The sequence below is a fragment of the Legionella sp. 16cNR16C genome, assembly GCF_021297775.1.
GTDB lineage: Bacteria > Pseudomonadota > Gammaproteobacteria > Legionellales > Legionellaceae > Legionella_C > Legionella_C quinlivanii_A.
Map to the genome: position 1 here is coordinate 783081 of NZ_JAJTMX010000003.1, position 12827 is coordinate 795907.

A 12827-nucleotide genomic window follows, 5' to 3' on the forward strand; every position below is an offset into this window, starting at 1 on the left:
TATTTCGCAAGGGCTACAATTTAATAGTATAGAATAGGTGGAAGAGCGTCGCGGTTTCGATAAACCAGGCGTTCTTTTTGTATTATTCCGTTTTTACCCCGGGTAAAAGCATAGTTATTGGTGTGTGCAGTCATGGATCAACGGGATTATTATGAGGTTCTGGGTGTTAATCGTGGAGCCAATGAAGGCGAAATAAAAAAAGCTTATCGAAAATTGGCAATGAAATATCATCCGGATCGTAATCCAAATGATAATGTCGCTGAAGATAAATTCAAAGAAGTACAAAGAGCCTACGCAGTGTTGTCCGATCCGCAAAAGCGGACTGCCTATGATCAGTTTGGTCATGCGGGTGTAGATGGTGCTGCAGGCGGTTTTGGCGGCCAGGGTGGATTCGGGTTTGGCGATGTGTTTGAAGATATCTTTGAAAATATTTTCTCAGGCGGACGCACGCATAGCCGGCAGTCCAGAGGGCAGCGTGGCTCGGATTTACAGTATAATATTCAGTTAACGCTTGAAGAAGCAGCACTGGGCAAGCAGGTTGAAATCACTGTGCCCCGGCATGCGGCTTGCCAGACCTGCAGTGGTTCGGGCGCAAAAGCCGGTTCAACCCCAAAAAATTGTGAAACCTGTGGCGGGATAGGCCAGGTACGAATTCAGCAAGGCTTTTTTTCTATTCAGCAAACATGCCCCGGTTGTCATGGTGAAGGTAAAATAATTACTGATCCCTGCACGAGCTGTCATGGGCAAGGCCGAGTCAGAGAAAGTAAAAAATTAACCGTTAAAATTCCCGCAGGTGTGGATAATGGCGATCGCGTTCGTTTGTCCGGCGAAGGGGAGGCTGGCGCTTACGGCGGCGGTTCGGGTGATTTGTACGTCCAGATTAATGTCAAGCAACATGCTATTTTTGAACGTCATGAGAGTGATTTATATTGCGAAGTGCCTATTAGCTTTGCCACCGCAGCTTTAGGCGGCACGATTGAAGTACCGACTCTCGAGGGGCGCGTTAGTCTGAAAATTCCACCTGAAACACAAACTGCTAAAGTGTTTCGATTACGCGGAAAGGGTATGAAATCGGTACGCGGACATGGTGTTGGTGATTTGCTATGTAAAGTGGCAGTAGAAACGCCTGTGAATTTATCCAAAGAACAGAAAGAACTGTTAACGAAATTACAGGAATCTTTGGACAGTAGCAAAAAAACCCATTCTCCCAAGTCAAGCTCCTGGTTTGATGGTGTAAAAAAGTTTTTTGAAGACATGAAATTTTAACAAGTCTGAGCTACAATTACGGCTTTGATGTATTTTTCCGCCGTTGTACGGCACTGCCATTCAGGAAGCGCATTGAGGAATTCGCGCCATGTGCGCGAATACAGGATTAAGCAGCTTATACTGGCTGCTGCCTCGCAGCATACAAAGGGATTTCACGCAATGGCAGCGAGACTAATGATTGCCCATTTGTAGGATTTTCTTCATGTTGAATAAACCAGCCATATTAGCTCTTGCTGATGGAACGCTTTATCATGGACTCTCTGCAGGTGCTTCCGGCCACTGTGTTGGAGAGCTCGTTTTTAATACGGCAATGACTGGTTACCAGGAAATGCTCACCGACCCTTCCTATGCCCGCCAGATAATTACACTGACCTCTGCACATGTAGGGAATACCGGTTGTAACGAAGAGGATATGGAATCATCACGAATTTGGGCCGCAGGACTGGTTATGCGTAACTGCACTCAATATCCCAGTAATTATCGCTCGACGCTATCATTACCTGAATGGTTAAAACGAAATGGGGTTGTGGCTATTTCAGGGATTGATACCCGCCAGTTAACTATTCATTTACGTGAACAAGGGGCGATAGGGGCTTGCATCAGTACGCAGGCAGATAAACCCGAGCAAGCGATTGAGAGAGCCCGGGCCTTTAGCGGGTTAAATGGTGCGGATCTGGCCTGTGAAGTGTCGCGTCAGGCAATTGACCGCTGGGATGAAGGCCGTGGGCAATGGGCATTAGACTCGCGCCCGCTTCAATACCATGTAGTGGCTTATGATTTTGGTGTGAAACATACCATTCTTCGTATTCTGAAAGACAAAGGCTGTTACATCACCCTTGTGCCTGCTAAAACCAGCGCAGAAGAAGTACTCGCTCTAAACCCTGATGGCGTATTTCTCTCTAATGGACCCGGTGATCCATTAGCCTGCGACTATGCAATCAACGCAACCCGAATTTTTCTGGAAGAGGGGATCCCGTTATTTGGAATTTGTCTTGGTTTTCAAATTTTAGGGCTGGCTGCTGGCGGCAAATCACTAAAAATGAAGTTCGGCCATCACGGCGCCAATCATCCCGTGGCTGAATGTGATGGGAAAAAACGCGTGTTCATTACCAGTCAGAATCATGGCTTTTCAATTGATGAAGCCAGTTTGCCAGATTGTCTGGAAGTGACCCATCGCTCTTTGTTTGATAATAGTTTGCAGGGAATAAGACACAAAACGAAGCCTGCTTTTGGATTTCAGGGACACCCTGAATCAAGTCCGGGGCCTCATGATATTGAAATCCTGTTTGAACAATTTATTTCGATGATGAAAAATGACAAGTAATTGACCCCTATTACTATAAAGCCAGAAACTGTTTTTACATCCTGATGAATCGCGTCTCGACATAAGCATCAGACAATTTAAACCAAGAGGTCCGGGAAGCAATGTTGTTTGCCGCAAACTCAGAGCATTAACGTTAAAAGGAAATATAGAAGTGACCGAGCTAAAAGTATTTACTTCAGAATCCGTTTCTGAAGGTCATCCTGACAAAATCGCAGATCAGATTTCTGACGCTATTCTTGATGCAATTCTTAGCAAAGACCCCAAAGCAAGAGTTGCCTGTGAGACTTTTGTAAAAACCGGTATGGTTTTAGTCGGCGGTGAAATCACGACTTCTGCCTGGGTGGATGTTGAAGAAATTACCCGTCAGGTGATTAAAGAGATTGGCTATAACAGTTCGGAGATGGGTTTTGATTGGGCCTCCTGTGCCGTTCTTTCGGCAATAGGCAAGCAATCGCCTGATATTGCCCGTGGAGTGGACAATCAGGACACAAAAATTTTGGGTGCAGGGGATCAGGGCTTAATGTTTGGTTATGCAAGTCGCGAGACCGATGTTTACATGCCTGCTCCGATTGCTTACTCTCATCGTTTGATGGAGAAGCAGGCAGAGCTCAGAAAAAATGGCAGCATTTCCTGGTTACGACCCGATGCAAAATGCCAGCTGACGCTTCTTTATGAGAATGGTATGCCGGTTGCTGTGGACACGGTTGTATTTTCGACCCAGCATCATCCTGATGTGAGTTATAATGAGCTGGTTGAAACAATCAAATCCGCAATCATTCATGAAGTGATTCCAGCTGAATGGTTGAATAGCAAAACACGTTATTTTATTAATCCCACCGGGCGATTTGTAATCGGCGGGCCCTTAGGGGATTGCGGTTTAACCGGAAGAAAAATCATTGTGGATACTTATGGCGGCATGGCCAGACATGGCGGCGGCTGCTTCTCAGGAAAAGATCCATCCAAGGTTGATCGTTCAGCGGCCTACGCTGCGCGCCATGTGGCTAAAAATCTGGTCGCCGCAGGAATTGCAGAAAAATGTGAGATTCAGGTTTCCTATGCGATTGGTGTTGCGGAACCTACTTCCATCAGTGTAGAAACCTTTGGCACCGGGGTTCTTCCGGAATATACCATCATCAACCTGATTCGCGAGCATTTCGATTTAACGCCGCAGGGTATTATTGATCATCACGAACTGTTAAGACCTATCTACCGTCAGACAGCCACTTATGGCCATTACGGCAGACCGGATTTTCCCTGGGAAAGGCTGGATAAAGTCGATGCTTTAAAAAAGGCGCTTTAATTCATAAGCTGTCAGTTATTAACGCAAGGAATATTATGAAACCAACGAATGTAGCCAGTACCCTGCAAACACATCAAGATTATAAAGTGGCTGATTTGTCACTTGCAGACTGGGGACGCAAGGAAATCGCCATCGCCGAAACGGAAATGCCAGGCTTAATGGCCTTACGTGAAGAGTTTGCTGCTCAAAAGCCGCTTAAGGGGGCTCGCATTGCAGGTTGTCTGCATATGACGATTCAAACGGCAGTTCTGATTGAGACTCTCATCGCTTTGGGTGCTGAAGTCAGATGGTCTTCCTGCAATATTTTTTCTACTCAGGATCATGCCGCTGCTGCGATGGCGGAAGTGGGAGTTCCCGTGTTTGCCTGGAAAGGCGAGACAGAAGAGGAATACTGGTGGTGTGTAGAACAGACATTGCGCGGTCCAAATGGTTGGACTCCCAATCTGTTGCTGGATGATGGCGGCGATTTAACGCAGGTTCTGCACGAAAAGTATCCTGAGATGCTGAAAAACATTCATGGCGTTTCAGAAGAAACGACCACGGGTGTAGCCAGATTGTATGAAATGGCCCGAAACAATCAATTAATGATCCCTGCTATCAATGTCAATGATTCGGTCACCAAATCCAAATTCGATAACCTATACGGTTGCAGAGAATCCTTGCTTGACGGGATTAAACGGGCTACTGATGTCATGATTGCCGGTAAGATTGCCTTGATTATGGGCTATGGCGATGTGGGTAAGGGCTGCGCTCAGGCGCTTCGCGGCCAGGGAGCCACAGTGTGGATTACCGAAGTGGACCCAATTTGTGCTCTCCAGGCTGCAATGGAAGGATATCGCGTAGTAACCCTCGATGATGTGGCACATGAAGTGGATATCGTGGTAACAGCCACAGGAAATTATCATGTGGTAGCCCATGAGCATATGATTCGCATGCGCAATCAGGCGATTCTCTGTAATATCGGTCATTTCGACTCAGAAATTGATATCCAGAGCCTGAAACAATATCAATGGGAAAATATCAAACCGCAGGTGGACCATGTCATTTTCCCTGACGGCAAACGATTAATCGTCCTGGCTGAAGGCCGCCTGGTGAATCTGGGCTGTGCGACTGGACATCCAAGTTTTGTGATGTCAGCTTCTTTCTCCAATCAGGTATTGGCACAAATTGAATTATTCACCAATGCCAGCCAATATCAAAAGCAGGTTTATGTACTGCCTAAATTATTGGACGAAAAAGTGGCTCGTCTGCATCTCAAACGCATCGGGGCAAAGCTGACGACCTTGACTAAACAGCAAGCTGAATATTTGGGTGTGAAGGCCAACGGACCTTACAAGCCAGATCACTATCGATACTAATCAATATTCCAAACAACTAATCTGTTGTCTTTGCGAACAAAGTGAAGCAATCCAGATCGAACCTTGAACAAAGTTAGGGGTTGGATTGCTTCGCTGACGCTCGCAAAGACGGTTTTTCTGAATCGTCAAGGAAGACTATGAATTATGAATTTCCCTATCATATTATTGACCTGACCCAGACAATCTCTGAAAATTGCCCCACCTGGGAAAATAAATGCGGTTTTTCTTCTTCGTTGATCATCGATTATAGCGATTGTGATACTGATGTAAAATTTCGCGTTGAACGCTTTAACATGGAAGCAGGAGTGGGTACTCATATGGATGCACCTGCACATTGTGTTCCCGGCGGTGCCTCGGTTGAACAAATTCCTTTATCTCAGCTCATTATTCCCGCAGTTGTTATCGATATCTCTGCAACCGCTGATGGGTCTTCTGTGCTTAGTGTACAAGATATTAAAAAATTTGAAGAGCTGTACGGGCTGATTCCGCAAACAGCATTTGTGCTTATCCATACAGGATGGTGTCGTTTCTGGAGTCAGCCGGAACGCTATCATAACAATTACCAATTCCCTTGCGTCTCTGCAGAGGCTGCACAATATTTGCTGTCACGCCAAATCAGCGGTCTGGGTATTGATACATTATCCCCTGACAGACCGGAGTCTGGTTATCCTGTACATCACCTGTTGTTAAACGCCGGTAAAATAATCATCGAAAACGCAACTAACTTAGAACAGCTTCCCTCTGTCGGGAGTTTTCTTATTATTTCACCAATGAAAGTACAAAACGCTACAGAATCTCCTGTACGCTTACTGGGACTTATACAAACCAAAGGAACGCTACTTTCTGATTAGCGTTTGTAATTAGGTTGAGTCAAGTACTGAATAGCCAGTTTGATGCTTTCATCTTCTGGTTTAAACATCGAATAAAAATTATGCTCTGCATTGGTATCAATATCTAAATATAAGGGTTGTTCAATTCCATCCGCTGATACAATGCGCAGTATCATTAAATTGAAATAGTTGCCATCCTTTAATTCCAAGCTGGCATTCACTGACAAAGTGGGGCTGGTTCGTTCACCCAGGATATGGGATGTGCTTGAGTTTTCTTTCAATGCAAAAGCTGTAATTGCACCAGAACTACCTGTTCCCTCATCGACTAGTAACACAATAGGTATATTAACCCGATTCACTGGTGGCAAATAATCGATTTGGTGAAGTATCACATTTCATGACGATTTATTTGGATTAAGGAACATTTAGTTATTCTGTGGATATCATTCGATCCTTAAAAACTCTCATCCCTTTGAAGATTGGATCCGCAATCTTTTCTGGGAAGTGGTTTGGTAATTGTGTTGAGACCTCATCGATAGCAGAATCAATACGGTCAATCACTTGTTCAAAAATCTGAGCTGCTTTAATTTTAGAGTATTGAACGTATTTTGCCGTTTCAATAAAATGTCTTTTTTGAATACCGTCAATCTTATAATGACTATTTTTACCATATAAAGCCATTGCCATTTTCAATTTCTTAAAGGATAGCTGTTTTTGTTCCACGAGTGGATAGGCTGAAATGATGTCGTATAAGGGGGTGAGCTGGTAACCGCCTTGCGGTTGTATACTTATACTGAAATTTTTGGCATGCGCATCAATAGCGCCAAGGCACCAGTAAACAACCTGTGCTCTGAAAAATTCATCTCTATTTTTTTGAGGCTGCTGTGAGCCATTAAGTAGCTGCATAATTTCTTTAATGCCTGGCCCACCATCTGATTGATATTTTAAATTTGGTGAATAACCCAATGCTTGGCATAGGTCTTCTTGCGGTAACCTGAGTATATAGCGGTTATCACGATTCCATTTTCTATCAAATCTTTCGACAACCAGCACCTTTACATCTTCGAATTGTAAGATTTTTGATTTTGCAACCTCTAAACCAAATTTGCTGGCTAGTAGTAAACAGAGATGTTCATTCTCACAACTCTCACTTAAATCAATTCCTTGATGCGGTAAATATCCAATAGGTAATTTGAATATGTGAGTTGTTGGTGTAGGTCCAAATGGTTTATGCCATTCATTTTGGTAGTATAGAAAAGCGGTTTTTTCCTGAGCACCGGCTATTGAGATTCTAAACTCATCATCCTCTTTATCCATTCCCAGTGGTGAGATTTGATAAGAACGTAAAGTGCGAGCTATCTCGGCCTCACTGACAACGTGACTTTCAATGCGGAGGCACTGTGTCTGAGGAATACGTTCAACAATTTGTATAGCACCAACACAATCACTGCCAATTAACGCCAATAAATCAAAGGGTCGTGATGATTTTGCCTGAAAACGAGCTTGAATTCTGGCTCTTATCTGCGGATTATCAGGAAGTAAGTTATCAAAAAAGTTATAAACAACTTCTCCTGAAAACCTTTGATTTATTAACGGCAACGATAAAGATACTGGTCGCGAATGTGGCTTGGAGATCCAGTCCCCAACATAGGAAAAACTCAAGCCTCCTGCATTATCCTGTATAAGCTCACCCACAAGTTCATTATTCATCAATAGGTATAATTTACGCATTACCATTCTATATCTTCATGAGTTTCTTGATTTTTTTCAACAAGGCTAATATTTAAATTCAGGGCGGACAATATTCTAAATAAAGTATCAATTCGACTATTGTCAGGGCTATTTTCAAACTTTGATATAGTATCCTGTTTTAAACCCACTAAATCCCCGACTTCAGATTGACTCATTTTGAGTTGCTTGCGCTTGTCATTTAAATATAATGCCAAATCTTTTGCTGATCGAATAATCATAAACCCTGTATTTTACCCTCAATTGCCAATAATACCAACTATACCCTTAAGTGCGGGTAAAATCAAACATACCCGCATTTGCGGGTAAAAAAGTTACAGCGCTGCTGAAAAATTTAACCAATAAAGCAACTTATCATACATACATTAATTACGACACAAGCTGTGTCACAATTACCATGGGAACACATTGTAGCTCTAATGCAGATGGTTAAGGATGGAAGTAAGTGGCAGAATAAAAATTTACATGAAATTTTAATAAATTTTTTTTTAAACTAGACAGTGCTTGTATATCATATAACCATGAAACATTAAAATGTGATTTTAAGCCTGGTATCGTGTAGAGCGTCGTCAAAGTTTTATTAAAGCTCATGAACTGGCTGCTTGGTATCTTGGCGTACAACAATTACAAAGTGAGGTTTTGCGAGATTACCTAATGTTAATCATACTAACTGGATTAAGGCGTCAGGAAGCTGCCACTTTACGCTGGGATCAAGTTGATCTCAGCGCTAAAACATTAACCGTACTTGATACTAAAAACCATGAATCGCATACACTTCCTCTTTCTAGTTACCTTTATGAACTGCTATTATCGCGCAGCCAAAAAAGGATTAATGAATATGTTTTTCCCGGTATGGGAGCAGCAGGTCATATTATTGAGCCACGTAAGCAAATGGCCAATGTGACCAAACTCTCAGGCATTCATTTTACGGTTCATGATTTAAGACGCACCTTTATTACCATTGCAGAGGGACTAGATATTTCGGCTTATGCTTTAAAGCGTTTGATGAACCATAAAATGAACGGTGATATCACAGCCGGTTACATCGTGACCGACGTTGAGCGGTTGAGAAAACCGATGCAACAAATTACCGATTATTTTTTAAAGTGTATGGGTGTCCAGCCATCCGCAACACTAGTAGCAATCCAACCACAAGGAGCAGTTCATGAGTAAAGAAATTAAAGTTCAAGATGACGCATTACGCTTAAACCAAGATTACAAACATTTTTTAACCGATATCAAAACAAGGTTACAAACCGCACAGATTCGTGCAGCATTGGCTGCCAATAGTGAGCTGATCAAGTTCTATTGGGAACTTGGTACTGATTTAATCGAGAAACAAAAAAATCATCAATGGGGATCGCATTTTCTTGAGCAATTCTCACATGATATTCGGCAAGTATTCCCTGAAATGCAGGGGTTTTCTAAAAGAAACCTTGAATACATGCGGCGATTTGCACAACTTTATCCTCAAATTGAATTTGCGAAACAGCCCGTTTCGCAATTGCCCTGGGGGCATATTGTGCGTTTAATGCAGATGGTTAAAGATGAATTTAAGCGAGAATGGTATGCTGAACAAACTATAAAAAATGGTTGGTCAAGAACCATTCTTGAAATGCAGATCGAGAGTAGTTTGTATGAACGCCAAGCGATTACCAGCAATAAAACCTCTAATTACCATCATCATTTACCCGAATTACAATCGGATTTAGCCAATGAAATATTGAAAGATCCCTATAACTTCGATTTTCTGACAATTCAAGGCAAAGCCCATGAACGATCTATTGAAAATGCTTTAATTACGCATATACGTGACTTTCTCATTGAGCTTGGCCAAGGTTTTGCATTTGTCGGTTCTCAAGTGCCCTTGACGTTTGATGACCAAGAGTTTTTTGTTGATCTACTATTCTACCACCTCGAATTACGAGCATTTGTGGTTATCGAATTGAAAAATACGAAATTTAAACCGGAACATACAGGACAATTGGGTTTTTATCTTGCAGCTGTTGATGATCAATTACGAAAGCCTGGGGATAACCAAACGATTGGAATCTTGTTATGCAAATCGAAAAATAAAGTCATTGCAGAATACGCATTGCGAAACATTAGTGCCCCAATAGGTGTTTCGGAATATACATTGTCTAAATCAATTCCAACTGATTTGAAAGGCAGTTTACCGACAGTTGAAGAAATTGAAGCTGAGTTAAATGAATCGGCAAAAGAGGATTAATGATGTGAGCCGCCAACTATTTTGCTACCGATAATCCCATAACAAATCTAAATGAGATGCATTAATTCTATTTTTTGCAAATAAAACCACTCTGCAATAGAATGCATCGCAGTATTTTATTAGGGTTTTCTTAAATTGGATGTGCTTTTTGTACTGGTATGTTTGTTCAGTTTGTTATCTAGTAACGCCTATAGTGAAAAGGTGAATAGCATTTCTCTCTGGACCTATCCTGTTGAAGCAATATACATTATTAACCATCCAAGAACTGGTGAAATGGTCATTGGCTCAGACTATCATGGCGCTTGTGAGTTATTAGGGGAACAGTATTTTTGGGGTGTCGTACCCTCGAAATATGAAAAACCTGCCTGTTATTCAAAAACTTCTTACGATATGGTTATTGGCGCGGACACATGGTATTGCTCGGACGGAACGAATGCTTATTTTAATATTCCACATAATTATTGCCTGAGTTTTCCTGGTTGTCCTGATGCAAGTTGGACCTTATCTTCAGATAGTAAATATTGCACACGTGATCTTCCTTGTATTCCAGATCCGGCAAGCGTATCTGAAGAGCAAGCTCTAGCTGCTTTAGCCTACGGGGAATCGCATTGGTCTAACAATTATGAGGAAATGGCGGGTATTGCTAGTGCAGCTCGAAGAAGGATGAAAGCAAAGGGATTTAAGAGTATCAATGAATTGATATTAAAGGATAAAAATTTTGCTTATGCCACTGACCCCAAATCTAGGAATGAACGTTATTATAATTTGATGTGTGGAATCGATTCGCCAGGTGTAGAATTGGCGTATAAAGCGGCTAGAAACGCCTTAGATGATGGAATCGATTATTCAAATGGAGCATGTTTTTGGGATGGGATCGATTTGAAGGTAAATGGAAGGCAGGCATACAGATATGCGAGAGGATTTAAATTTTCAGATTTGACCCACAATATTCTTTCCGTGGAAGAACCAAGGCCATTAAATAGAAGGGGATCTAATGGGAAGTATTATGAATATACATATATATCAACATCTGGAATTAATAAAACTATATTTTGGAAATTAAGTTCTGAATTTTTGGCTGCAGGGGGAGTGCAATGTATTTAAAACCGTTAGCTGTATTAATTATAAGTATGTTATGGAGTGGTGGCTTATCAGCAATGGTGCCTGTTGAGATTCTGCAATCCTGTAAAAATATGGAGCCGGCTAATGACACGCTCACCATGAAATTACTCGATGACGCTGGTTTGTCAGATAAAACAGACAGGAATTGTAGTGCACAGTATGAAAGTATTATTGACAATAAGCTTTATGGTTGGGCGACCTGTGATGATAAACCATATTTAATTATTGCTAATAAAAAATTTAGTACCGAATCGGCCGAAAACTACTCCATGAATCCATCCGTAAAGCCGGATATTCCAATTATCTCACATCCATTATGGTATAGAATTGACAAAGACGAGAAATCTTATCTTTGTCTGTTATCCCCTCTATCAGACACAGGGTCTGCAGCTAATTCCTGGCAATACTATATAGTTGAAGATGCATTTGATGCGAGTAAAACAGAGTATAACATTAGCTATTATTTTTTTGATAAAAATGTCTATAAACGTTTTTGAGGCCTATTGATTATTAATTTATTATGCGGGGACTTAGGGGACAAGAGAGACACCCGCGCCATTACTGGATTATAGCTGTCCCAACCTTGCTTTCTTCGGTGGGGCATGAGGGACATTCGATTGTTTAGAACAATATTATTATCAACCAATAAACATATCTTTGAATTCGATCTTTTTTTCTTGACAAAGTTTGAAGGAATACGCAATACTTTTTTCCGAGCTTGAAGTAGAAGCTTTCATAGCCAAAAGGCTAGTGAATATCAATTACTTGTCCAAGTTTAGTCGGATAGGCATTTGAATTCATCCCCAAGGACGGTGCAGGTCGGCATTATGCTGAATGAATAATCACTTGCGGAGTCCCTTATGTCTGTTCAAAAACCATCCCCGGTTACATTTATTAAACGAATTTGAATCTGCGCCACATTCTGCGCTTTTTAATCAACAAACCATCGCGGCAGTATTAAGCTGCTCCACCCAGTTACTTGAACGTAACCGCTGGGCGGGAGGTGGTGTTCCCTATTTAAAAATTGGTCGCAAGGTGTTGTACCGAAAAAGCGATGTGTTGAATTGGGCTTCCCGTATACAAGTAAGCGGGCTTGTATTATTTTAAATTATCTTCTATTAGCTTTGCTTTATTTAAAAGATCATTAAAACAAGTTTTTAATTCTTCAGAATTAGAATCTGCAAAGACATATTTTTTGCATTCACAAAATATTTTTTTATTATAAGATTCAATTAATTCCTTTAGATTAATTTTGTTTCCATTTAAATTGGGCGGGTTGTTTATGTCATAAACAACATTTTCATTAAAATTATTTCTGTTTACCATCAGTAAGCTCAAATTCTTAGAGAGCGGTATGTAAACACATACATCAAGCATTGCCAAACTTAATCCATAATAACCAGTGCTGAGAGTGGGGTGAGAAACATGCATGAAATTATCTGAGGTTATAAATGGTAGCTCCTTATTAGTTTCAATTAGAACCCATTTCATTTTCTGTAATAAAGGGGCTATTTCTAACCCTAACATTACCATAGTAACTAATGTGTAATCATTGTTTAATTCTACGGAAATCTCGTTGTTTAGAATATAATATCTGTCTTTTTCTATGGCAGTTTCATCAAGTTCCGGATGTATTTTTTTGTAAATT

The 12827-nt window shown here is 41.3% G+C and carries 13 protein-coding genes and 1 pseudogene; 10 read left to right on the plus strand and 4 right to left on the minus strand.

The genetic code is table 11. The features are described 5' to 3' along the window. Positions 1 to 132 precede the first annotated feature (132 nt). The 5 genes from dnaJ (at position 133) to LXA66_RS13605 (ending at position 6099) form a co-directional block, all read left to right on the plus strand. Positions 133 to 1266, plus strand: coding sequence for a molecular chaperone DnaJ (dnaJ, locus tag LXA66_RS13585; protein WP_233013588.1), 1134 nt, complete (start codon positions 133 to 135; stop codon positions 1264 to 1266). Between the two features lie 202 nt (positions 1267 to 1468). After that, entirely contained in the window at positions 1469 to 2590 is a 1122-nt protein-coding gene (carA, locus tag LXA66_RS13590) for a glutamine-hydrolyzing carbamoyl-phosphate synthase small subunit (RefSeq protein WP_233013589.1), read from the plus strand. Between the two features lie 151 nt (positions 2591 to 2741). After that, the gene (metK, locus tag LXA66_RS13595; RefSeq protein WP_058507557.1) at positions 2742 to 3890 is read left to right on the plus strand and encodes a methionine adenosyltransferase; all 1149 of its coding nucleotides are present in this window, start codon (positions 2742 to 2744) and stop codon (positions 3888 to 3890) included. Between the two features lie 35 nt (positions 3891 to 3925). Further along, positions 3926 to 5248, plus strand: coding sequence for an adenosylhomocysteinase (gene ahcY, locus LXA66_RS13600; protein WP_233013590.1), 1323 nt, complete (start codon positions 3926 to 3928; stop codon positions 5246 to 5248). Positions 5249 to 5385: 137 nt separating this feature from the next. Continuing rightward, complete coding sequence (locus tag LXA66_RS13605) at positions 5386 to 6099, plus strand: cyclase family protein (RefSeq protein WP_233013591.1); 714 nt, start codon at positions 5386 to 5388, stop codon at positions 6097 to 6099. Here the strand turns inward: LXA66_RS13605 and LXA66_RS13610 are convergent. Genes LXA66_RS13610 through LXA66_RS13620 form a run of 3 tightly spaced genes read right to left on the minus strand, consistent with a single transcriptional unit; the run spans position 6096 to position 8048 of the window. Then, entirely contained in the window at positions 6096 to 6470 is a 375-nt protein-coding gene (locus LXA66_RS13610) for a S41 family peptidase (protein WP_233013592.1), read from the minus strand. The genes LXA66_RS13605 and LXA66_RS13610 overlap by 4 nt on opposite strands. Positions 6471 to 6507: 37 nt before the next feature. After that, complete coding sequence (locus tag LXA66_RS13615) at positions 6508 to 7809, minus strand: type II toxin-antitoxin system HipA family toxin (protein ID WP_233013593.1); 1302 nt, start codon at positions 7807 to 7809, stop codon at positions 6508 to 6510. Beyond that, a complete protein-coding gene (locus tag LXA66_RS13620) occupies positions 7809 to 8048 on the minus strand; it encodes a helix-turn-helix domain-containing protein (protein WP_233013594.1) in 240 nt (79 codons plus the stop codon). The genes LXA66_RS13615 and LXA66_RS13620 overlap by 1 nt, the downstream gene beginning before the upstream one ends. Before the next feature lie 325 nt (positions 8049 to 8373). Between LXA66_RS13620 and LXA66_RS13625 the strand changes: the two are divergent. The 5 genes and pseudogenes from LXA66_RS13625 to LXA66_RS13645 form a co-directional block, all read left to right on the plus strand. Next, positions 8374 to 9000, plus strand: a pseudogene (locus tag LXA66_RS13625) (tyrosine-type recombinase/integrase); the annotation flags it as partial. Beyond that, positions 8993 to 10057: a YhcG family protein gene (locus LXA66_RS13630; RefSeq protein ID WP_233013595.1), complete on the plus strand. Its 1065-nt coding sequence runs from the start codon at positions 8993 to 8995 to the stop codon at positions 10055 to 10057. The pseudogene LXA66_RS13625 and the gene LXA66_RS13630, both read left to right, overlap by 8 nt. 141 nt (positions 10058 to 10198) lie before the next feature. Further along, complete coding sequence (locus LXA66_RS13635; RefSeq protein WP_233013953.1) at positions 10199 to 11161, plus strand: hypothetical protein; 963 nt, start codon at positions 10199 to 10201, stop codon at positions 11159 to 11161. Continuing rightward, positions 11152 to 11676, plus strand: coding sequence for a hypothetical protein (locus LXA66_RS13640; RefSeq protein ID WP_233013596.1), 525 nt, complete (start codon positions 11152 to 11154; stop codon positions 11674 to 11676). Before LXA66_RS13635 ends, LXA66_RS13640 begins: the two co-directional genes overlap by 10 nt. Before the next feature lie 337 nt (positions 11677 to 12013). Next, positions 12014 to 12286, plus strand: coding sequence for a DNA-binding protein (locus LXA66_RS13645; RefSeq protein WP_233013597.1), 273 nt, complete (start codon positions 12014 to 12016; stop codon positions 12284 to 12286). Here the strand turns inward: LXA66_RS13645 and LXA66_RS13650 are convergent. Further along, positions 12278 to 12826 (minus strand): DUF4238 domain-containing protein, encoded by a 549-nt coding sequence (locus tag LXA66_RS13650; protein ID WP_370637295.1) that lies wholly within the window; start codon positions 12824 to 12826, stop codon positions 12278 to 12280. The two genes, LXA66_RS13645 and LXA66_RS13650, sit on opposite strands and share 9 nt — an antisense overlap. Position 12827 lies beyond the last annotated feature (1 nt).

What these genes read in the sequence shown, in the direction of transcription:
- dnaJ (WP_233013588.1), top strand. Translation starts at nt 133, where the DNA reads ATGGATCAACGGGATTATTATGAGGTTCTGGGTGTTAATCGTGGAGCC.
- carA (WP_233013589.1), top strand. Translation starts at nt 1,469, where the DNA reads ATGTTGAATAAACCAGCCATATTAGCTCTTGCTGATGGAACGCTTTAT.
- ahcY (WP_233013590.1), top strand. Translation starts at nt 3,926, where the DNA reads ATGAAACCAACGAATGTAGCCAGTACCCTGCAAACACATCAAGATTAT.
- LXA66_RS13605 (WP_233013591.1), top strand. Translation starts at nt 5,386, where the DNA reads ATGAATTATGAATTTCCCTATCATATTATTGACCTGACCCAGACAATC.
- LXA66_RS13615 (WP_233013593.1), bottom strand. Translation starts at nt 7,809, where the DNA reads ATGCGTAAATTATACCTATTGATGAATAATGAACTTGTGGGTGAGCTT.
- LXA66_RS13620 (WP_233013594.1), bottom strand. Translation starts at nt 8,048, where the DNA reads ATGATTATTCGATCAGCAAAAGATTTGGCATTATATTTAAATGACAAG.
- LXA66_RS13630 (WP_233013595.1), top strand. Translation starts at nt 8,993, where the DNA reads ATGAGTAAAGAAATTAAAGTTCAAGATGACGCATTACGCTTAAACCAA.
- LXA66_RS13640 (WP_233013596.1), top strand. Translation starts at nt 11,152, where the DNA reads ATGTATTTAAAACCGTTAGCTGTATTAATTATAAGTATGTTATGGAGT.
- LXA66_RS13645 (WP_233013597.1), top strand. Translation starts at nt 12,014, where the DNA reads ATGAATAATCACTTGCGGAGTCCCTTATGTCTGTTCAAAAACCATCCC.